19 protein-coding genes and 4 pseudogenes are annotated in these 18,394 nt (G+C 59.8%); 9 read left to right on the forward strand and 14 right to left on the reverse strand.

Features of this window, described 5'->3' with window-relative positions; all coding sequences use genetic code 11:
- Nucleotides 1-31: 31 nt before the first annotated feature.
- The gene (locus EFD55_RS09400; protein WP_008532606.1) at nucleotides 32-508 is read right to left on the reverse strand and encodes an Lrp/AsnC family transcriptional regulator; all 477 of its coding nucleotides are present in this window, start codon (nucleotides 506-508) and stop codon (nucleotides 32-34) included.
- 235 nt (nucleotides 509-743) lie between these two features.
- Here EFD55_RS09400 and EFD55_RS09405 point away from each other — a divergent pair, with 235 nt between their 5' ends.
- A complete protein-coding gene (locus tag EFD55_RS09405) occupies nucleotides 744-2,069 on the forward strand; it encodes an NAD(P)/FAD-dependent oxidoreductase (protein ID WP_125844574.1) in 1,326 nt (441 codons plus the stop codon).
- Nucleotides 2,070-2,081: 12 nt separating this feature from the next.
- Here EFD55_RS09405 and EFD55_RS09410 read toward each other — a convergent pair whose 3' ends face one another.
- From EFD55_RS09410 to EFD55_RS09435, 6 genes are read right to left on the reverse strand one after another with little or no spacing between them, the layout of a single operon-like run.
- Nucleotides 2,082-3,059, reverse strand: coding sequence for a sugar kinase (locus tag EFD55_RS09410; protein WP_125844576.1), 978 nt, complete (start codon nucleotides 3,057-3,059; stop codon nucleotides 2,082-2,084).
- A gap of 18 nt (nucleotides 3,060-3,077) precedes the next feature.
- Nucleotides 3,078-3,893, reverse strand: coding sequence for a carbohydrate ABC transporter permease (locus tag EFD55_RS09415; protein ID WP_125844577.1), 816 nt, complete (start codon nucleotides 3,891-3,893; stop codon nucleotides 3,078-3,080).
- Nucleotides 3,893-4,831, reverse strand: coding sequence for a carbohydrate ABC transporter permease (locus EFD55_RS09420; RefSeq protein WP_125844579.1), 939 nt, complete (start codon nucleotides 4,829-4,831; stop codon nucleotides 3,893-3,895). The genes EFD55_RS09415 and EFD55_RS09420 overlap by 1 nt, the downstream gene beginning before the upstream one ends.
- The gene (locus EFD55_RS09425; RefSeq protein WP_125844581.1) at nucleotides 4,831-6,159 is read right to left on the reverse strand and encodes an ABC transporter substrate-binding protein; all 1,329 of its coding nucleotides are present in this window, start codon (nucleotides 6,157-6,159) and stop codon (nucleotides 4,831-4,833) included. Before EFD55_RS09425 ends, EFD55_RS09420 begins: the two co-directional genes overlap by 1 nt.
- Before the next feature lie 55 nt (nucleotides 6,160-6,214).
- Nucleotides 6,215-6,892 carry a GntR family transcriptional regulator gene (locus EFD55_RS09430; RefSeq protein ID WP_183604882.1) on the reverse strand — a complete coding sequence of 226 codons (678 nt, stop codon included), beginning with the start codon at nucleotides 6,890-6,892 and terminating at the stop codon, nucleotides 6,215-6,217.
- Between the two features lie 7 nt (nucleotides 6,893-6,899).
- On the reverse strand, nucleotides 6,900-7,784 hold the full coding sequence (locus EFD55_RS09435) for a dihydrodipicolinate synthase family protein (protein WP_125844585.1): 885 nt from the start codon (nucleotides 7,782-7,784) through the stop codon (nucleotides 6,900-6,902).
- A gap of 633 nt (nucleotides 7,785-8,417) precedes the next feature.
- Between EFD55_RS09435 and EFD55_RS09440 the strand changes: the two genes are divergently transcribed.
- The 3 genes and pseudogenes from EFD55_RS09440 to EFD55_RS33700 form a co-directional block, all read left to right on the forward strand.
- The gene (locus EFD55_RS09440) at nucleotides 8,418-8,777 is read left to right on the forward strand and encodes a hypothetical protein (protein ID WP_125844587.1); all 360 of its coding nucleotides are present in this window, start codon (nucleotides 8,418-8,420) and stop codon (nucleotides 8,775-8,777) included.
- Between the two features lie 127 nt (nucleotides 8,778-8,904).
- Nucleotides 8,905-9,189 (forward strand): CopG family transcriptional regulator, encoded by a 285-nt coding sequence (locus tag EFD55_RS09445; protein WP_125844589.1) that lies wholly within the window; start codon nucleotides 8,905-8,907, stop codon nucleotides 9,187-9,189.
- 87 nt (nucleotides 9,190-9,276) lie between these two features.
- Nucleotides 9,277-9,507 (forward strand): annotated as a pseudogene (locus tag EFD55_RS33700) (hypothetical protein); the annotation flags it as partial.
- A gap of 307 nt (nucleotides 9,508-9,814) precedes the next feature.
- Here the strand turns inward: EFD55_RS33700 and EFD55_RS09455 are convergent.
- The 4 genes from EFD55_RS09455 to EFD55_RS09475 all read right to left on the reverse strand — a co-directional run bounded on the left by EFD55_RS09455 (nucleotide 9,815) and on the right by EFD55_RS09475 (nucleotide 11,849).
- Complete coding sequence (locus tag EFD55_RS09455) at nucleotides 9,815-10,324, reverse strand: hypothetical protein (RefSeq protein ID WP_125844628.1); 510 nt, start codon at nucleotides 10,322-10,324, stop codon at nucleotides 9,815-9,817.
- A 193-nt stretch (nucleotides 10,325-10,517) separates the two neighbouring features.
- Nucleotides 10,518-10,895: a type 2 periplasmic-binding domain-containing protein gene (locus tag EFD55_RS33095; RefSeq protein ID WP_165504888.1), complete on the reverse strand. Its 378-nt coding sequence runs from the start codon at nucleotides 10,893-10,895 to the stop codon at nucleotides 10,518-10,520.
- Nucleotides 10,799-11,143 (reverse strand): LysR family transcriptional regulator, encoded by a 345-nt coding sequence (locus tag EFD55_RS09465; RefSeq protein ID WP_125844593.1) that lies wholly within the window; start codon nucleotides 11,141-11,143, stop codon nucleotides 10,799-10,801. Before EFD55_RS09465 ends, EFD55_RS33095 begins: the two co-directional genes overlap by 97 nt.
- Nucleotides 11,144-11,624: 481 nt before the next feature.
- Nucleotides 11,625-11,849 (reverse strand): hypothetical protein, encoded by a 225-nt coding sequence (locus EFD55_RS09475; RefSeq protein ID WP_125844595.1) that lies wholly within the window; start codon nucleotides 11,847-11,849, stop codon nucleotides 11,625-11,627.
- 716 nt (nucleotides 11,850-12,565) lie between these two features.
- Here EFD55_RS09475 and EFD55_RS09480 point away from each other — a divergent pair.
- Entirely contained in the window at nucleotides 12,566-13,675 is a 1,110-nt protein-coding gene (locus EFD55_RS09480) for an AI-2E family transporter (protein ID WP_125844630.1), read from the forward strand.
- Between the two features lie 140 nt (nucleotides 13,676-13,815).
- Here EFD55_RS09480 and EFD55_RS09485 read toward each other — a convergent pair whose 3' ends face one another.
- Nucleotides 13,816-14,187: a COG4315 family predicted lipoprotein gene (locus EFD55_RS09485; protein WP_125844598.1), complete on the reverse strand. Its 372-nt coding sequence runs from the start codon at nucleotides 14,185-14,187 to the stop codon at nucleotides 13,816-13,818.
- A gap of 452 nt (nucleotides 14,188-14,639) precedes the next feature.
- Here EFD55_RS09485 and EFD55_RS09490 point away from each other — a divergent pair, with 452 nt between their 5' ends.
- A complete protein-coding gene (locus EFD55_RS09490; protein ID WP_125844599.1) occupies nucleotides 14,640-14,909 on the forward strand; it encodes a hypothetical protein in 270 nt (89 codons plus the stop codon).
- 283 nt (nucleotides 14,910-15,192) lie between these two features.
- Here the strand turns inward: EFD55_RS09490 and EFD55_RS34300 are convergent.
- Together EFD55_RS34300 and EFD55_RS33705 are read right to left on the reverse strand one after the other, a co-directional pair.
- Nucleotides 15,193-15,298, reverse strand: a pseudogene (locus EFD55_RS34300) (DUF1236 domain-containing protein); the annotation flags it as partial.
- Between the two features lie 90 nt (nucleotides 15,299-15,388).
- A pseudogene (locus EFD55_RS33705) lies at nucleotides 15,389-15,698 on the reverse strand (BON domain-containing protein).
- 287 nt (nucleotides 15,699-15,985) lie between these two features.
- Between EFD55_RS33705 and EFD55_RS34170 the strand changes: the two are divergent.
- The 3 genes and pseudogenes from EFD55_RS34170 to EFD55_RS33710 form a co-directional block, all read left to right on the forward strand.
- Nucleotides 15,986-16,609, forward strand: coding sequence for a cation:proton antiporter domain-containing protein (locus tag EFD55_RS34170; protein WP_312860830.1), 624 nt, complete (start codon nucleotides 15,986-15,988; stop codon nucleotides 16,607-16,609).
- Nucleotides 16,609-17,202: a cation:proton antiporter domain-containing protein gene (locus EFD55_RS34175; RefSeq protein WP_312860829.1), complete on the forward strand. Its 594-nt coding sequence runs from the start codon at nucleotides 16,609-16,611 to the stop codon at nucleotides 17,200-17,202. The genes EFD55_RS34170 and EFD55_RS34175 overlap by 1 nt, the downstream gene beginning before the upstream one ends.
- Nucleotides 17,203-18,316: 1,114 nt before the next feature.
- Nucleotides 18,317-18,394, forward strand: a pseudogene (locus EFD55_RS33710) (IS6 family transposase); the annotation flags it as partial.

Raw genomic sequence — 18,394 nt, forward strand, 5'->3', positions numbered from 1 at the left:
CGCAGGACCATTCGTGTAGCGGAGTATTGTCCTAAAGCGGAAACAGGCTCGTCAGCGGCATATGCGCCCTGACGATCGGCGACTTCAGAACGACGAAGCTGAAATATTTGTCGATGCCGACATCCATGTCGGTGAGACGCTCCATGATCGTCTGGTACTCGCCGATCCCCGACGTAACGAATTTGACGAGGTAGTCGTAGCCGCCGGACACGAGATGGCACTCGATGACCTGCTCGACCTTCTCGATCGCCGCCAGGAAGCGGGCAAAATCGATCTGCCGGTGGTTCTTCAGGGTGATCTCGGTAAACACCGTCAGGGTCTGGCCGAGCTTGCCGACGTTGATCTGCGCCGAGTAGCCTTCGATGTAGCCCTCCGCCTGCAGCTTTTTCACCCGCATCAGGCAGGGGCTCGGGGACAGCGCCACGAGGTCTGCCAATTCCACATTCGTGATGCGCCCGTTCTTCTGCAGTTCGTGGAGGATCTTGACGTCGATTCGATCGAGTTTCACGAAGCACCTTTTCGGGTTACAGCAGGTGGAGGACGCGGCAGATTATGCTGTCGCCTTCCCTTGATTGAGGGTAACACATTGCGCCTCCCTGTCTATTTTGTTTTGCTGGCCGGCGCGAAGCACAACTGTCTGCGTGCTTCCGGCAAGACGGCATGTTGTGCTGCCGGCCGGTCGAACTCCAGCAACGCGACATCGGCAAACCCCGCTAGATTATGTCGCAACCGGAGACCGCCTCATGCCCGCACCGCTGAAACTCGTTGAGTCACCCCTTACACTTCCCGCGGCTGCCGATGCCGTGGTGATCGGCGGCGGCATCATCGGCGTCTTCACGGCCTATTACCTGGCGCTGCGGGGCCAGAAGGTCGTTCTCGTCGAGAAGGGCCGGATCGGCGCGGAACAGTCGAGCCGGAACTGGGGCTGGTGCCGCCAGCAGAACCGCGATGCGCGGGAGCTGCCGATGGCGACGAAGAGCCTCGACCTGTGGGAACGCTTCGCAGCCGAATCCGGTGAGGATACGGGCTTTCGCCGCTGTGGACTCTTCTATCTGAGCAACAGCGACGAAGAGCTCGCCGGCTGGGCGCGCTGGCGCGACTTTGCCCGCACCGCGGGCGTCACCACCCATATGCTCGACGGCACCCAGGCGAGTGAGCGCGGCCGCGCGACCGGCAAAACGTGGAAGGGCGGCGTTTTTTCCCCCACCGACGGGACGGCCGACCCGGCGAACGCTGCTCCGGCCGTTGCGCGCGCGATCCTGAAGCTCGGAGGCACGGTGCGCCAATCCTGTGCCGCCCGCGGCATCGAAACCGAGGGCGGGCGGCTTTCCGCCGTCGTCACCGAACACGGCACCATTCGCACCAGGACTGCGGTTCTTGCCGGCGGCGCCTGGGCCTCGGCCTTCTGCCACCAGCTCGGCATCCGCTTTCCCCAGGCTTCGATCCGCTCGTCGATCCTGTCGGTTTCACCGCCCGCCGCAGCCTTGCCGGATGCGCTGCACACCTCCGCCGTCTCAGCCACGCGCCGCGGCGACGGCGGTTATACGCTTGCCATCAGCGGCGGCGGCCGCGTCGACCTGACGCCGCAGCAATTCCGCTACGCGCCGCAGTTTCTGCCGATGTTCATCCGGCGTTGGCGAAGCCTGGCGCCCGGCGGATGGGAGGGGATGAGATCCGGCCACGAAACCTTGAGGCGATGGCGTCTGGACGCACCCACCCCGATGGAGCGGATGCGCATTCTCGATCCAAAGGTCGATCAGGCGACGATCGAGCGGACCCACGCACGCGCGCTTGAGCTTCTGCCCGACCTCAGAACCACTGAAATTACCGCCGCCTGGGCGGGGTATGTCGACAGCACGCCGGATGGAGTGCCCGGGATCGGCGAGATCACTGATATACCCGGCTTCATTCTGGCCGCCGGCTTCAGCGGTCATGGCTTCGGCATCGGTCCGGGCGCCGGCCATCTCATCGCCGATATCGTCAGCGGCGACACGCCGATCGTCGATCCCAGGCCCTATCATCCGAAGCGGTTCAAGACATCGGCCTGGGGCCAGGTCGCTGATTTTTAGACGAGCTAGGCATCATGGGATATGAGGTGCGCTGACCGACCTGACGTTCCAATCCCGCAGGGCATCGCAGACTTCCGCCCGGCTCGGAGCGCCGATGCGGCCCCCGAATACCTGGCATTTGAGCGCTGCCGCCATGGACGACAAGCGCATCGTCTCTTCGATCGGCATGCCTTCGGCGATCGCGAGCGCGAAAGCGCCGTGGAAGATATCGCCGGCCGCCAGCGTATCGACGGCGTTCACCTCAGGCGCAGTGAGATGACGGATTTCGCTCGTGGTGTCATCGAACCAATACGAGCCGTTTTCGCCTGACGTGACGCTGACGAAGGCCTGGTCGTATTTTCGTTTCAGACGGCCGACGATCTCCCTGAGATCGGTCGCTCCGGCAAGGCGCTCGGCCGCCGGCTGGGAGAAGACGATGTGGCTTGCCGCCGGCGCCAGCATCTCGATCACGCCGTCGCCGGCAACGTCGCCGTCGAGGATGGCGGGCTTGCCCGCCTCCCTTGCCGCGAGCAGCGTCGCCAGCGCAAGCTTCGGCCACCGCACGTCGACCAGCACCGCATCGAAGGACGAGACATCCCGTGCCGCGACCGGCCTGACCGTGTCGTGCAGCCGTGCATCGTAGAAAGGTACGATCAGGCGCTCGCCCCGATCATCGATCAGGATCGTCGAGACGGCCGAGCGCGCGCCTTCCGCCCGCAGCATGCCGTCCGTGTCGATGCCGCTCTTGCCGAGGTCGGTTAGGATGCGGTCGCCGGTGGCGTCGTCGCCGACCGCGCCCCAGAGGCTGGCATGGCCGCCGAGGCGGGCGACCGCGAATGCCGCGCTCGAGGCCATGCCCTCGGCGACCTGCAGCATCTCGTAGGGCAGGATCTTGCCCTGGCCGGTCGGCAGCGAGCGCACGCGAAACAGGGTGTCCAGAACCGCCGCGCCGACACAGAGGACGCGGCGCGGCGGGCCGGAAGGCGGATCGAAGGCGGAAGAAGCCATCAGAATCTCTGTCTCACCTGCTTACTTGACGGCTCCGGCCGTCAGGCCCGCCACGATCTGCCGTTGCGCAAACACCGTCAATATCAGCACCGGCAAGGTGACGATCAACGCCGCCGCGGCAAGCGGTCCCCAGCTCACCTGTTCGAAGGAAAGCATGTTGTAGACCGCGACCGGAAGCGTGCGCGTCTCCCGGCTGGCGAGCACGATGCCGAAGACGAAGTTGTTCCAGGAAAAGATGACCGACAGGATGAAGGCGACGACGATGCCGGGTTTTGCGATCGGCAGGGCGACCATGCGGAAGACCTGCCAGGGCGTCGCGCCGTCGATGCTTGCCGCCTCTTCCAACTCCATCGGCGTCGTCTCGAAATAGCCGATCATGATCCACACGACGATCGGCACGGTGACCACGAGATGGATGATGATCTGCGGCATGAGCGTGCCTAAGAGGTTCAGCCACTGGAACAGCAGGAAGAGCGGTATCAGGAAGGAAAGGCCTGGCGTCATGCGCGCGATCATGATGACCATCGCCGATTTCTCCGCCTTGAGGCGCGCAATGCCATATCCGGCGGGCACGCCTATCAAGAGTGCCAGAAGCGTGGCTGCACCCGTCACCAGCACCGAATTCCAGAGGTAGAGGAAGAAGTTGTTCTCCTCGAAGACCTTCACATAGTTCGACCAGGCGAAACGCTCCGGGATGAAGATCGGCGGATAGGCGCCGTTGTCGATTTCATATTTCAGCGACAGCGAGATCATCCAGAGGAAAAACAGGACGACCGGCGAGATCATCACCAGGGCGACGAACAGCAATCCGATGCGGTCGAGCGTCTTGCGCTTCATCAGCGTGCCTCCCCGTCGGACCAGTTGACGCGCTGCCGGACCATCATAAGGACGAAGGAGAGCAGGACGATGAGGAGGAAGAAGACGACCGCCATGGCCGAGCCGTAGCCGATGTCGTAATAGGCGAAGGCGGTGTTGTAGAGATAGATGTTGATCGTTTCCGATGCGGTGCCCGGGCCGCCCTGGGTCATGGCATAGATAATGTCGAAGCTCTTCACGGCATCGATGCTGCGGATGATGACCGCGATCATCAGGAACGGCGCGATCATCGGCAGTGTGAGGTAACGGAATTTCTGCCAGACATTGGCGCCGTCGATCTCGGCACTTTCATAGGGCTCGCGCGGGACGGCCGCCAGGCCGCCGAGCACGATCAGCATGACGAGCGGCGTCCACTGCCAGCTTTCGACCAGCACCAGCGAGGGAATGACGCTGCTCTGATTGTAGATCCACTCCTGCGGTCCGATGCCTGCGAAGGAGAGGAGATAGTTGAGGACGCCGAGCTGCGGATGGAACATCATCGTCCAGACGAGCGCGATAGCGACCGGGGTCGCCATCATCGGCATCACGAATATGCCGCGCAGAAGTCCGCGCAGCGGAAATTGGGCATCGAAGATCAGCGCCGCGAGCGTTCCCAGGAACAGAGGAACCACCACGGAGAGCGTCGTATAGAGCACCGTATGCCAGAGCGACTCCCAGAAGCGCATGTCGCCGGCGAGACGGATGTAATTGTCCAGCCCCGCAAAGGTCTGCGACTGCCCGAGCGTCCAACTGTTGACGCTCATCCACACCGTAAACACCCACGGAAAAACGATGACGGCTGATATGACGATCAGCGCCGGGATGACGAAGGGCCAGTAGTTGGGAGCAAACCGGCCCGGTTTGCTCCCCGTTTTCGAGGCCCTGGCCATGGCGGCCGTTTCGATGCCCGCCGAAGCCATTATCCCTCGCTTTTCGCCAGGACGGGTTCGAACTGGGCCGTTGCCGACTTCAGCTCGGCCGCAGGATCGGCGCCGCCGATCATGTTGGTGAGGCCGACGCCATAGATGTCGCGGAACTCGGTGACCGGAATGATTACCGGCAGCGCGAGCTGCGAGATCTTGCCGGAACCGACGACGGCATCCAGCCATGTGGCCGGCATCTTGACGCCCTCACGGACTTTCGCATCTTCGAGGATCGACTGGCGGAACGGAACGCCGGCGCCGGCCTGCAGCAGGCGTGCACCCATTTCATGCGAAATCGCCCATTGGCAGAAGAGGTAGGCGGCTTCCTTCTTCTGGCTGGCCGCGACGACGCCGAGCCCGTCGCCGAAGGTGCCGGCGGCCTGCGCCTTTGGACCCTTCGGCATGATGCCGTAGCCGACCTGGCCGACGACGCGCGATTTTTCCGGGTTCTCGATTGGCGGAGCAAAGCCGACGCCATCAAGCCACATGCCGATCTTGCCCTGCAGGAAGGCCGACTGCGCCTCGGCCCAGTTGAAACCGGAAACCCCGGGAGGGGCGGTCTTGGTCATCAGCTTCTGGTAAAGCTTGGCCGCATCCACCGCATCTTCCGATGTCGTGCGCAGCTTGCCGTCGGGTCCAAGCGGGCTCGAACCATAGCCGAGCAGCAGCGTCGTCCAGACCGGCGTATTGGCGTTCTTCAGGCCGCGGGCGACGAAGCCGTAGGTGTTGGTCGAGGCATCGGTGAGCGCCTCGGCAGCACTTGCCAGTTCCTCGAAGGTCGAGGGGTAGGCAAGCCCCTTCTTCTCGAACAGCGCCTTGTTCCAGTAGATGATCCAGTAATCGACCGAGAAAGGCAGAGAGCGCAGGACGCCGCCGGCGTCCTTGGCGAAGGCGAGGCCGGCTTCGGCGAAGTCGCTTTCCGCCAAAGACGGGTCGGTCAGGGAGGGGTCCTTGAGGAAGCCGCTGATATCGGCAAGCCAGCCACCCTTTTCGAACTGCCGTTTCTGGACATGGTAGCTCATGTGCACGACGTCGAAGCTCGGTTTTCCCGAACTCAGCTCGATGGTCGTCTTCTGGCGCTGCTGCTGTTCGGGTGTCGCTTCGGCATTGACCTTGATGCCGGTCAGCGCCTCGAATTCGGAGAGGTACTTCATAAGTATTTCGCTGCGCGGGCTCTTGACCAGGTTCACTTCGAGCGTGGTGCCGGTGAAGCGCTTCCAGTCGACGGCGGCGGATGCAGGGCGCATGCCGAGCATGCTGCCGGCCCCAAGCGCGGCCGTACCCGCCAGGAAGCCTCGCCTCGTCGGATTGAAGAATGATGGCATGTGACTCCTCCTCCTTTTGCCGGCGATCTCCTCACCTCCGGCTGCTTATTCCCGATTAAATTCCCAGCGCACGATCCCTTGCGTGATTGATATGTGTGACAAGGCTGTTGACGGCGTCCTCCACCGATCGCCGCTCGATCGCCTCGAGGACCTTCAGGTGCTCGCCCATGACAGGCCCGACGTGACCCTCGATGCGGAAACGATCCTGACTGATCAGGCGCATCTTGATCGAGTTCACGCGGTAGGCATTCGAAATGATGGTATTGCCAAGCGCATCGATGAAGGCGTCGTGCATGCCCCAGTCGACGGCTTGCGCGCGCAATTCCAGTTCGTGCGACCCGTCGCCGCTGCGAATGGCGTCGGCGATATCCCGATGCTGCTTCAGAAGCCCGGCGATCGTCTCGTCCGAGGCTGACCGGGTGAAAAGCGCCACGGCTTCCTTTTCTAGGAACACGCGCAGCTGGAAGGCCTCGCGAATGAGGTTGAGATCGATATGCGCAATCTGCAGCCCCCGCTGCGGCACGGTCTTGATCAGGCCCTCGGCTTCGAGCCTCGGAATGAGCTCGCGGATGGCGCCGAGCGGCAGTCCCGTCAGCTCCACGAGGCGGCGCTGGGAAACGAACTGCCCGGGACGCACGTCACGCGCGAGAAGGTGGCGCGTGAAGCTCGCATACGCCTTTTCCCGCAGTGTCGGTTGCTCCTCGGTTCCGTCCATCGCCTCCTCCAGAAACATCTCTGACCTACGCCGCTTTCGAGCGGAAAAGAGTATCGAAAGCAAGAGCGAGCTGCGCCTGTCCTTCGCCGGATATTGAAACGAGCGGCGGGCGAACCGTAAGCCAGATCTCCTCCGAGGTCACGCGCGCGACCATCGCCTTCACGGCCGCGATGACGGAATATTTCAGCAATTCGGGCACGAAATCCTCAACGCGGGGGTCGTCCTTGCCTTCCTCGGCCATCAGCCTGACTTCGCGGGGCAGGAAATTCGCCATGCCGGAGATCGCACCCTGGCCGCCGAGCCGAACGCCTCTGGCGAGGTGGCGTTCGTCGCCTATCAGAATGATGAGATCGCCATGCGCTTTGAGAAGCGCTTCCGTATAAGGCCAGTCGCCGGAGGAATCCTTGACGCCCGTGACGATCTTGGGAAAGGCAGCCCGCAGCCGGCCGATCAGCGATACGCTGAGCGGCACCATAGTGACCGAAGGAAGATTGTAGACGATGATGTCTCGCGCCTTTTCGCCCAGTATGGTGAAGACGGCCGAGAACCACTGGAAGACGCCGTCGTCGCTGACGTTCTTGAAATAGGACGGCGGGGCGAGAAGGATGTTGCGGGCTCCCTTGGAAAGAGCATGGGCGGCCTGGAGGGCCGCATCCTCGGCGGCATCGACCAGCACGCCGACGACGACGGTCTTTGCCGCGATGCCGGCATCGAGGAAGGCTGAAAGGACGCGCTCGCGTTCCAGCCTTCCGATGGAGGACCCCTCGCCCGTCGTCCCGAACAGCGTCACACTGGAGCATCCGGCGGCCAGGCATCGCCGCGCCTGCACGATCATCGCATCGATCGCAATCCCGCCATTCTCGTCGAACGGCGTGGCAAGAGCGACCGAAAGCCCGAATTTCTGTGTCACCGTCATTTTCTCCCAACTGATGAGTTAGGAGTAGCAGACTAACATGTTATTTGTAAAGACGTGATTGTTTACTGTGCAGTTATATCGACCTAGCCTCGCTCCTCGACTATGTTCTTTGCACCTCCGAAAGGGCCAAATCCGATGATTTCAGACACTGTCATCGTCTGGAGGCGCGGTGGTGGGTAATCTTATCCCCGGGGCGCTGTTGCCGCCCAGTGACGGGGGATCTCATTTGGCGATAATCAGGTTAGATACAGTGCTCGGCGGCAATGAAATGTCTTTGCCTCGTATATGTCAGGCATTTACTCAAATTTGGTGACAGGTCGGTGGTTCAGATCCCTTCAAGGCGGCTAAGCCGAATGTGTCCGACCCGGGTGATAATTTCGCGCCGGCTCGCCGAGCAGACTTTCGGTAAAACTCGATTTTCAAGTTTTTCCGCGAGTGAGGACTATCACCAGCGTCCGCGAAATTTCGCCATTCATTGACTTTTCGAGGAAAAGTCTGCTGCAAGCGACGCTGGAACTAACGGCCGTTGGTCATGTTATCCATTCGTGCTCCATCGCGACAAGGGCGCTCCATCAAGAACACTAGCTTGATGATGCTGCGAGCGATCACGCCTTGGAGGAGAGTGCGATGGACGATAATGAGAAAAAAGAAGGCACTGCGGGCGTTATGCCTACCCGGCTAGGCGTCGTCCCGCCAGATCGTGAGGGTCAGGCAACCTTAACAGCCCACCAAGAAGAGATCGTAAACGCCTACCGCGCCGGCCGAATGGACGAGATGCAGTTTCAGAGGTATTTGACCGACGATCCTATTATCGCCGCGTATGTTCGCCGCATCGCGCACCCGCGAGACGATCCCGCGGCCTGCGGATTGGGCACGCGACAAGCGTCGCGATGGATAGCGCAGGCAACAAAACCCGTATTCGACCGCCGCACCGGCGAGATAGCTGCCGGTCGGGCCTCATACTGGCTCGCCCGAACAGGAATGTAGTTTTTGGGGCTTATCCTGGAACAAATTGCGGACGCACCAAAGCTGATCGATTGGTCCTTCCCGGGGCCGTCTGCCCGACATGACTAAAGGCAGGGAAGTAAACTCATGACCTCCCGATACCGCGACATTGCTCGATGATGCCGCCGATCGGATCGCGGATATCTCCCGGCCGGATCTCCAGACCATCCTTCGCCGGGCCGCGCTGCGGCTGCGCAATGCCCGGGCCGTGTCGATGGAAGATGATGTCGAAGACGCCTTGCGCGACCTCGCCAGCGAGTTTGGCGTGACGCGCAACGACATGATCAGATATATCGTCCGGGAGTGGATGGAGAAGAACACCTATCTCCCGGTCCGTAATCTGGACAAAGACGGCAAGGTGGATATTTACAAAGCGCTGGCGGAGCGGTTTTGACGAGGTTTGGTCATGGAACTATCGCATCAGCAAATGCTTAGAATGCCGTCAAGCGATGATCCTGCGCAAAATCGGAATGAGCCTTCCATGACTGATCAATACCAACCAATCTACACATGGCGCCAGGCATGGCCAGGAGAAGGATATCAGGACTTCACCGGGTACGACGGTGAACAGTCTTTTGGCCGCATCCAGCTTGACCAAACGAACCACGGCAAGGCTGGCATGTGGAAATGGAACGCTACGCCCCTGCCGTGGGTCCGAGAGCACATAGCGCCTAACAGTGGATGGGAGGAAACCTCGCGGGAGGCATGCCGTATCCGAGAGGGCGTCAATTCCGACGCGTTGCTCGATGGAGACGACCGTTTCGACGATTGCCATATCGGGGGCACAAGTACGGGCGCAACTGGCCCTATCAAGAAGCGGCCCCGGTACCTCTACAATTTCCGTCTGACGCGCGGCATGGGCGAATGGAGGAGATCCGATAATGCGCTCGAACGCACGACTGAAAGACGCCTCCGAATCATATCAAACCCGCTGGGCCACGTCTGGAATCCTCACTGTGCCGTGCTTGATCCACTGCCTCGCTTACGTTCATCTGGCGGTACAGTAGGCTTACTCCAGATCAGCTCCGGCGAAGATCGATGCGGCTCGTGACCACTGCCTTGCCAGTCTTTGGATCGGTATCGACTGTCGTAAGACGCATGCCCGAGGCCCCGACCTTCTCGATCGTCATCTGTGCTTTGCGGTCGCCGTTAACTTCCTTCGCCCAGGTGATTCCGAGATTGATGGTGTCGCCAGCGCGTCGTCCCCCGAGGCCAGCGGTACCCGTGCCCGCGCCGACATAGGATCCAGAGTACCTGTTGCCGGTCGCCTTGAGGTCCGCGGTGATCACGCGGGAGAAGATGGCAAGGCTGGTGCACTTTCCGTCCAGCGACAGAGATGCGGCAGTCGTATCGGACTTAAAGCGACAGGTCACGTTAATGGTTGGCGCATTAACGCGCACCTTGACGGTGCCTTTTCCATTCCAGCTTCCAGCCAGTGATTTGAGGAAGGGGGCCTCGTCGGCGTGAGCAATGCTGCCCGAAAAGAGGGCGAGCGCAATCGATAGGGACTGCGCGATATACGGGTTCATGTTTTCGTCTTTCAGACCGCGCGCCGCCGTCTGGCGTGGCAGATCGATGAGGAAGGTATACTGGTGAACAACGGCGCTGCGGCTTTGTTCCATGCGCTGTGCAATCGTTCTGCAGCAAGGGCTGTGGCGCGTGCGTTAAAGCAAGGGGACTTTTGACGCCGCGTGTGCCACACCGCTAAAGTCTTCAGCTATCTCATTCGCATCCTGTGTGCCAAGCTGGACGAATCTCCTTGCGGTCGGTCCCGCCGGCAGCCCGGTCGCCGTATTGATGATCTGCCGGGGTCCGACCTGTTCTTAGGTCGAGACGAATGGATTCGGTCAGGACCAGGGCGTCCGGCGCCGCCGCAAGCGGGCCGATCGCCAGGTCGTTGTCGCGACGCCTCAGATCACTCATCACAGCCTCCCGGGTAGTCGGCTTGCGCCGGATGTCGAACCCGGGGGCGGAGATGCGCATCTCTGCCATCAAAGCCGGCATCAGTACCAGGTCCGTATAGTCCGAGCCCCCGATCGAAACGGTGCGAACCGCGTGGCCGGGATTGAAGGCGCCGGTCTCGACCAGTGCGGCGCGCACCGGCCGTCAGTGCGTGCGTGATTGGCGCGTTCAGCGCTTCGGCGCGCGGCGTCGGGCCTGACCCCGCCGGCATGCCTGATGAAAAGCGGGTCGCCCAACAACTGGCGCAGCCGGGACAGGGCGTGGCTCACCGCGGGCTGGGTCAGGCCGAGAGCTTCGCCGGAACGGCCGACGTGCCGTTCCCGCATGACGGTCTCAAACACGACAAGCAGGTTGAGGTCGACTCGACGAAAATCAATTTCATGCATGTACGATGATCACAACAATCGACTGGATTAATGAACAGAAATCCGCGACAAGGGTTATCAGCTAGGAACTTCGAACTTGCGGACCACGTTCGGAGGCGAAAATGCCTCGCTGGCGAATGGCCTTCAGACCGTCGCATTGAACCGCGAAATTCCGCAACGATGCGATCGATGATCGTTTTGGGCGCGTTGCGTCGATAGTTGCATCGAGATCATCGATGATGTCGGTCATCTTTGAGCCAGTCGCACCGTATCCCTTGACTTCAGTCGCGATGCAAGGCCGGTTCAGTCGCAGGTACAGCGACATCGCATTTTGCCGTCTCCGGTGAAGGTGCAGCGTGTTTCGTAGGTGCCTCCAAAAACTCGTTAACCATCGCCGCTGCGAAGTCCTCGAGGCTTTAGCGGGGCGCGTCCCTTTGCTTTCGTTCCGATGTAGAGGCGCGACGTGCCGTCGGAGACGAGTCGATGGGTCTCCGGTAAGGCGTCAACGGCTGGTGCCCAAGACCGCCTTCCATAGGAGGCGAATTTTCTCGAGGCGCGGCTTTATGCGCTCAGCAGTTGGCTTCGCCATACCGTTACGGAAATCTGCAAGTGCCTGCGCCTCCAGCCGGGTACGGAACGTCGGAGCCGCGCCGGAGGCGGGCAGTCGGGTCATTTGGTCCACGACCGTCCAACCGCCGTCATGCTCCTGAATTTCGTACCTGGTCATCAACGGTCTCTCGCTTTGCCACGTTCAGTTCAACGCATACCGGATCGTCGTTAATTTCTCCGCACGTCTCAGCCGTTCGCCGCACAAGAGTTTTAAAGACGATGAACGTCAAGTTAAATACACCACTTCCTGCTAGGGGAAGTGATTGCAGTCTCCCACGCGCCAGGCGAGAACGAGCAGGAAAAATGCATGGTGCGACTTGAGAATAGCGTCAGCACGGGATGGCCAGAAGGCTAGCAAATGGGAGTTAACCTCGCCCACCGCAAACAAATCCATAGTGAAACGACAGAGCAAGCAGCCACGGATCAACGGTAGGACATCAGAGAAACCTGCGGCGGCCGCGATATGCGTGTTGAACGCGAGAGTGGAAAACCGGTTCTGCTTCACGCCCTGCATTTAAGTGCCAGTCGATCGCGTCGCCGGGGAATGTCGGCACGCTGATTGTCCAGCGGAAACCTTGGAAGCGAGCGCATTACCAGGCGGCGGGGCATCGCTTTCGGAATAGGCCACGAGCGGCAACTTCCCGCCATTATGAGATGTAGACCGAGGTCTCAAGTGCGCCAATAGCAAAAATTGACAATCTTAAACGAGGGAGCAAGATGATCTCCATCCGGCGGCCGGCCACACGGTTAGCCATCGATCGCTATGCTAACCGCGCGAAGATCACGCCTCGTGTTTGCAGATGGAACGGCGTTAAGGGAACAGGCGGACTAATCATGGTGCCACCTAGCCGACTGATTGAACCAGCTCTGAGTATCGGTGCCCTTCTGTTACTGACTGTTGGTTGCGCACTTGTGCTTTGGCCCTTTCTGTCGGCAATCCTGTGGGCCGCAGTGATTTGTTTCTCGACTTGGCCAATCTACCGCCAATGCGAACGTGCTGTCGGGGGCTACCGAGCGCCGGCTGCCGCAGCTATGACGATATTGGTGGTCATTGCTGTGGTCGCACCGCTTGCTGTCCTCGTAACGGCGCTCGCCGACGACATAACCAAACTCGCCGGGGGAATAACGCGCGTCCTGGAGCAGGGTCCTTCCGCGCCACCAAACTGGGTGAGAGGCCTGCCGATTGTTGGCGAGAGCGTGGCTGTTTACTGGGAAAACCTCACTGACGACGCTCCTGCGTTTATCATCGAGCTCAAGAGGCTGACCGGTCCTGTCACCGATATTGCTGTCGCTGGCGGCGCAGCTTTCGGCACCGGCCTCCTCGAACTCGGGCTAAGCATATTCATCACCTTCTTTTTGTTCCTGCACGGCCGACGCATGATCAGTTTCATGCGTCAGATCAGTGAGCGCGTTGCAGGTCCTCGTGCCAAGAGGTTGCTCACGATAATCGGCATGACGGTGAAGGGTGTCGTCTACGGAATGATCGGAACGGCCCTTGCGCAAGGCCTACTGGCTGGCATCGGTTTCTGGATCGCCGGCGTACCTCAATCGCTGTTGTTGGGCTGCCTGACCTTTGCGCTGTCGTTTGTGCCCGCCGGACCACCGTTCTTGTGGGGACCGGTTGCCCTTTGGTTGCTCCTGCAAGGATCAGTAGGATGGGGCATCTTCATCGCGCTCTGGGGCTTGCTTCTCGTCAGCAGCATTGACAATTTCCTTCGACCGTATCTGCTTAACCAAAACAGTAACCTACCTGTGCTGCTCGGCCTGTTTGGGCTTATTGGCGGTGTCTTGGCGTTCGGCCTGATTGGGCTTTTTCTCGGGCCGGCCTTGTTGGCGGTTGCCTACAACCTTTTTCTCGAGTGGGCTGCAGCGCAAACGAAAGACCGCATACAATCTGCGTCCCCGATCCCTGCTTCTGACCAGCATTTGGAATCTAGTAGATGATGTCGCGAGGAATGGGTGCAGCATTCGGCGGAGGCCGGGTTTGTCGGCGAAAGCCGTAGAGAAGGGATATGTAGTTCCAGAGGTCGCTCTTGAGGTTCAGGGCGATCCGACGACCGCCCATTCGAACCGTCGCCGGTGAGCTATTTGGCCACGTGCCACACTCCTCCAACGCCATCGCCGTTGGCTTCACCGGCTTTCTTATCCTCGACATAGGTGTAAAGCGGCTTACCCTCATAGGCCCACATCTCTTTGCCATCCGCTGCTTTGACTAGAGACCATTCGCCTTCCGCCTTGGCCTTGGCTCCAGCGTGGAACGCCGGCCACTTCTTCAGGCAATCGCTATCGCAGTTGGATTTGCCTTTTGCATCTTTGTCGAATGTGTAAAGCACCATGCCTTTTTCAGTGGCCAGGACCTTGCCCATTTTCGTCTCGATCATCTTGGCCGGCTCGGCCGCAAAAGCAGACCCGGTTAAAGCAGACAGCGCACCTATCGCGATTAATATCGCTCTCATGATTTTTCTCCCATTCGGCAGTGCCGGCGGAATGCCAACAGTCCCCCGATCTAACTGACAAAAACGCCTAACTATGAAAGCAGTTCCATCCGCGGGGGACGAACACGACAGGCCGGCAATGGTTGCGAAAGGACCGCAAGGGTCGCCGGTTCATTTCCTTTCAAGGCGGCCAAGCCCAAGGTGTCCGACCCGGGTGACAATCTCGCGCCGGCTACCGAGCCGACGCTCGGTAAAAACTCGATTTTCACGCTTTCCCGCGAGTGGGGACTATCACCAGCGTCCACGAAATTTCGCTATTCATTGACTTTTCGAGGAAAAGTCTGCTGCAAGCGACGCTGGAACTAACGGCCGTTGGTCATGTTATCCATTCGTGCTCCATCGCGACAAGGGCGCTCCATCAAGAACACTAGCTTGATGATGCTGCGAGCGATCACGCCTTGGAGGAGAGTGCGATGGACGATAATGAGAAAAAAGAAGGCACTGCGGGCGCTATGCCTAACCGGCTAAGCGTCGTCCCGCCAGAGCGTGAGGGTCAGGCAACCTTAACCGCCCACCAAGAAGAGATCGTAAAGGCCTACCGCGCCGGCCGAATGGACGAGATGCAGTTTCAGAGGTATTTGACCGACGATCCTATTATCGCCGCGTATGTTCGCCGCATCGCGCACCCGCGAGACGATCCGCGACCTGCGGATTGGGCACGCGACAAGCGTCGCAATGGATAGCGCAGGCAACAAAACCCACCGCCATTCCGTTACTCAAGACGTATGGATTGGACGTCGGGGGGCTCTGCGAGCGCCACAATAACGCCGATCAGTGCTGATCGCTCCCCAGCACCGCTAGAGTCCAATAGTCCGGTTCCGCGCCGAAGACCGTCGATAGCTGGACGACGGTGAGACGACCGTTCTGGTAGTGGAAGGGAAGCGCTCATTCGCTTCGTCGCGGTCGACGTCCTCGAAGAGACGACGGCTACATGGTCTTTGAGGCGAGCTCCGAAGAAAGGGGTTCGACTGCGCCCGTTGCAGCACCACCTGCCGCTCCTGTTACCGTCGACGACTGCGCAAAGGCCGACGTCGATGCCAACAACGGCAATTCCTACTGCTTTGATATTCATATGTTTCCTCCGTTGATTCGGTTGGTTCCGCTGGGGCCAAACCGTCAAACAGAGGAACTGTTCGAGGACTTCATACCGAGGCTATCTACCTTAGTACCTTAGTCCCAGCCCGTCTAAATCCCGTCGGCTACTGCCGGGGAAACGGCTCAGCATCCGGTCCTGGACGTTCTCCTGACCGACGATCATCGCCGCAAGCGAGATGGCTTTCTCGCGGTCTGCGGTGTTTGTTATGTAGCCTTCGAGCAGGACGACAGGGCCGAGCATCCTGATCTGGATGGCACAGCCGTCGATGTTTGAATCGGCGGAAAGGGCTGCTTCGATTGTCGCGATGGTCGACGCCGAACTATGGCCTTGTGAACAGCACCCTTCATGGCCGTAGACTGTCAGAGCTGAACTTCATATCTTCCTCCCGTTCCGCCCCCTCAGCGGACCTATACGTGACCTCAATCTAATACATGAGTAGTGGCTTCTGAGGTTGTTAGCCCGACTTAAGTCCGACTTTCCCGCGGCATCATCTGACTTAAGTATCATTCTCGCCGATTAGCTGAGTGAAATTAAGAACGTTCAGTAAACAGCGAAAGGCGCGGGAGCGCCTTGGCCCAGGCCGCTGGAAACGGATTGTCGCCGGACATCGCTCGCCCCGGTGTGCTAGAGCGTAAGAAATCGATCCTCGGGAAACCAGAGTGAATGGACCTTTATATCGTCACTCTGACCATCCTCGGGGTTGTCGTCCTTCTTACGGCCTGGTTGCCGCTGATGATGAGAAGGCTCCCCTTGTCGCTTCCAATCGCCTGTCTGGCCATTGGCGCGCTTCTTGCGTGGTCGCCGTTCCCACTTCTGCCGCGGTTCAATCCTCTCGAGAACCGCGAATTCACCGAACGGATGACCGAGATCGTCGTCATCGTCGCTTTGATGGGTGCGGGTTTGAAACTCGACCGTCCGATCGGATGGAAGCGGTGGATGACGACATGGCGACTTCTCGGCATAGCCATGCCGCTGACCATCGTCGCACTCGCATTCCTCGGGTCATGGATACTGGGTCTCGGAGCGGCTTCTGCTCTTTTGCTCGGAGCCTGCCTTGCCCCGACCGATCCGGTGCTCGCCAGCGATGTGCAGGTCGGGCCACCGCAGACAGGAGAGGAGGACGAGGTCCGTTTTGCGCTCACCTCCGAAGCAGGGCTTAACGACGGCTTGAGCTTTCCGTTCGTCCACCTTGCCATCGCCCTGGCGCTTGCCGCAAAGGAGGGCGTCTCCCTGTTGCAACATTGGGCAATTCTGGGGAAGGCTTTCGGTTTTTGTCGTTCAGGATGATGGGAAGCAGCCTCGCAAAAACGAAGGACGGCTTCGTCGCTCTTGGAATGACCTTTACCACGTATGGGTTGACTCAACTAATCGGTGGCTACGGCTTCGTCGCCGTGTTCCTTGCGGCGATCGCGTTCAGAGCGAGTGAACGAGACCACGATTTTCACGAGCAGCTTCATGATTTCGCGGAGCAGATAGAACGCTTGCTGATGATGGTACTCCTTGTCTGCCTCGGGTCAATCGCGGCAAGCGGGCAGCTTCTGGCAGGTATCGATTGGCGGGTCTCGGCCTTCGTCGTTTTGGCGATCGCGTTCGTTCGTCCAATCATCGGCTGGCTGAGTTTACTCGGAGCCGGACATTCGCCCGGCGAAACTGTGATTATCGCCGTCTTCGGCATCAGAGGGCTTGGGTCGATCTATTATCTCGCATACGCCACGGGTCAAGCCGAGTTCGAGAACGTCCAGACCGTCTGGGCGACAGTGCTCCTGATCATCCTTGTTTCGATCGTGGTGCACGGTATCGCGGTTACTCCCACGATGAGATGGATCGATGGTCGGAGGTCCCGAGCCGCTCGGCGGCAACCGGCGCGTTCAGTTCACTAAAACGATGATCGAAACCTTATCCCATGCGGGACGATCAAGGTAGCCGCTCCGTTGATCGGTTCAGAGCCATCCGGGAGCGTCGCCACTGCGGCGAGCGTCCGTTCTCCTTGTAGGCGGAAGCGCAGATCAGCTCCATAATTGGATCGGTAGCACCTTCAAATACCTGCCGGCACCACGAGATGCCCTGCAAGCCACCGCGACTTTTCTCGTTCTAGGCGGGATAGCTAATCTTGGGAGGACAAGATGATACTGGTACGGTTCCACTACGCAGGACCTAATGATCCACTCGTCTTCATTAATCCTGAACACGTTGTCGCCGTCCGGCCTTTTCCCCAGCAGCACCCACATCTATGTCTCCGTGTTGCAGAAGGATGGCGGACCGAGCTATTATCCGGTCAAAGAGACGATTGATGAAGTCGTCAAGCTACTAACGGCTTAGCCGGCCGCCACCCGAGACCCGGGAGCGATTGGAGCATCAGTTAAATTCAACTGTGGGCCCAGCTTTTCACCAGACGCCCAAGAACGACACGGATCGCCCGAGCAGCGGCACTCTGCCGAGGGTGAAAATCGATCCGTCGCGGGCAAACCGCAATCGATGCCGAGTGCCCGGAACTTCTATGCTAACTCGATGTTGTAATCGGCATGAGCCAAACAGACCAAAAAGCCGCAAAAGGCATGATCAAATTGGTGCTGACTATCTTCGTTATCGCGATCATTCTTGCTGTGGCGTATCTCACTTTTTTCACCCCAGGAGAAGTCGAGCCACGACCGTCGGCGTCGCCGACAGTGAGGGAGGGCGGCCAGTGACCGCGCGAGCAACTGCTTTCGGGATCGGCGTAGGTGCCGGTCTTGGCGCGGCGTGCGGTTGGGCGGCTTCTAAGCGAAAGAAATAATCGGAAGCATCACTTCCATCGCGCGGAGTGCTGCTTATCCGCGTGGACTGGCCTCGATCGCGCACTGGACGATCTGCTTGCCACCCACGGGGCTGAGGTGTAACGGCTATGCCGATTGCCATTCCAATTGGGACGCTGTCGAGCATCGTTGCACCGAATGCCGCCCCCCGCCGGCACCGTAACGTTAACCGGCCATCGATCAAAATGTGGGATCTGGCGGCATGACCAGATTTGCCCGCGATCCTCTTTATCGTCGCCACCGATTTCCAGCGGAGGTGATTGTTCATGCCGTTTGGCTC

It is taken from the genome of Rhizobium pisi, assembly GCF_003938655.1.
GTDB lineage: Bacteria > Pseudomonadota > Alphaproteobacteria > Rhizobiales > Rhizobiaceae > Rhizobium > Rhizobium pisi.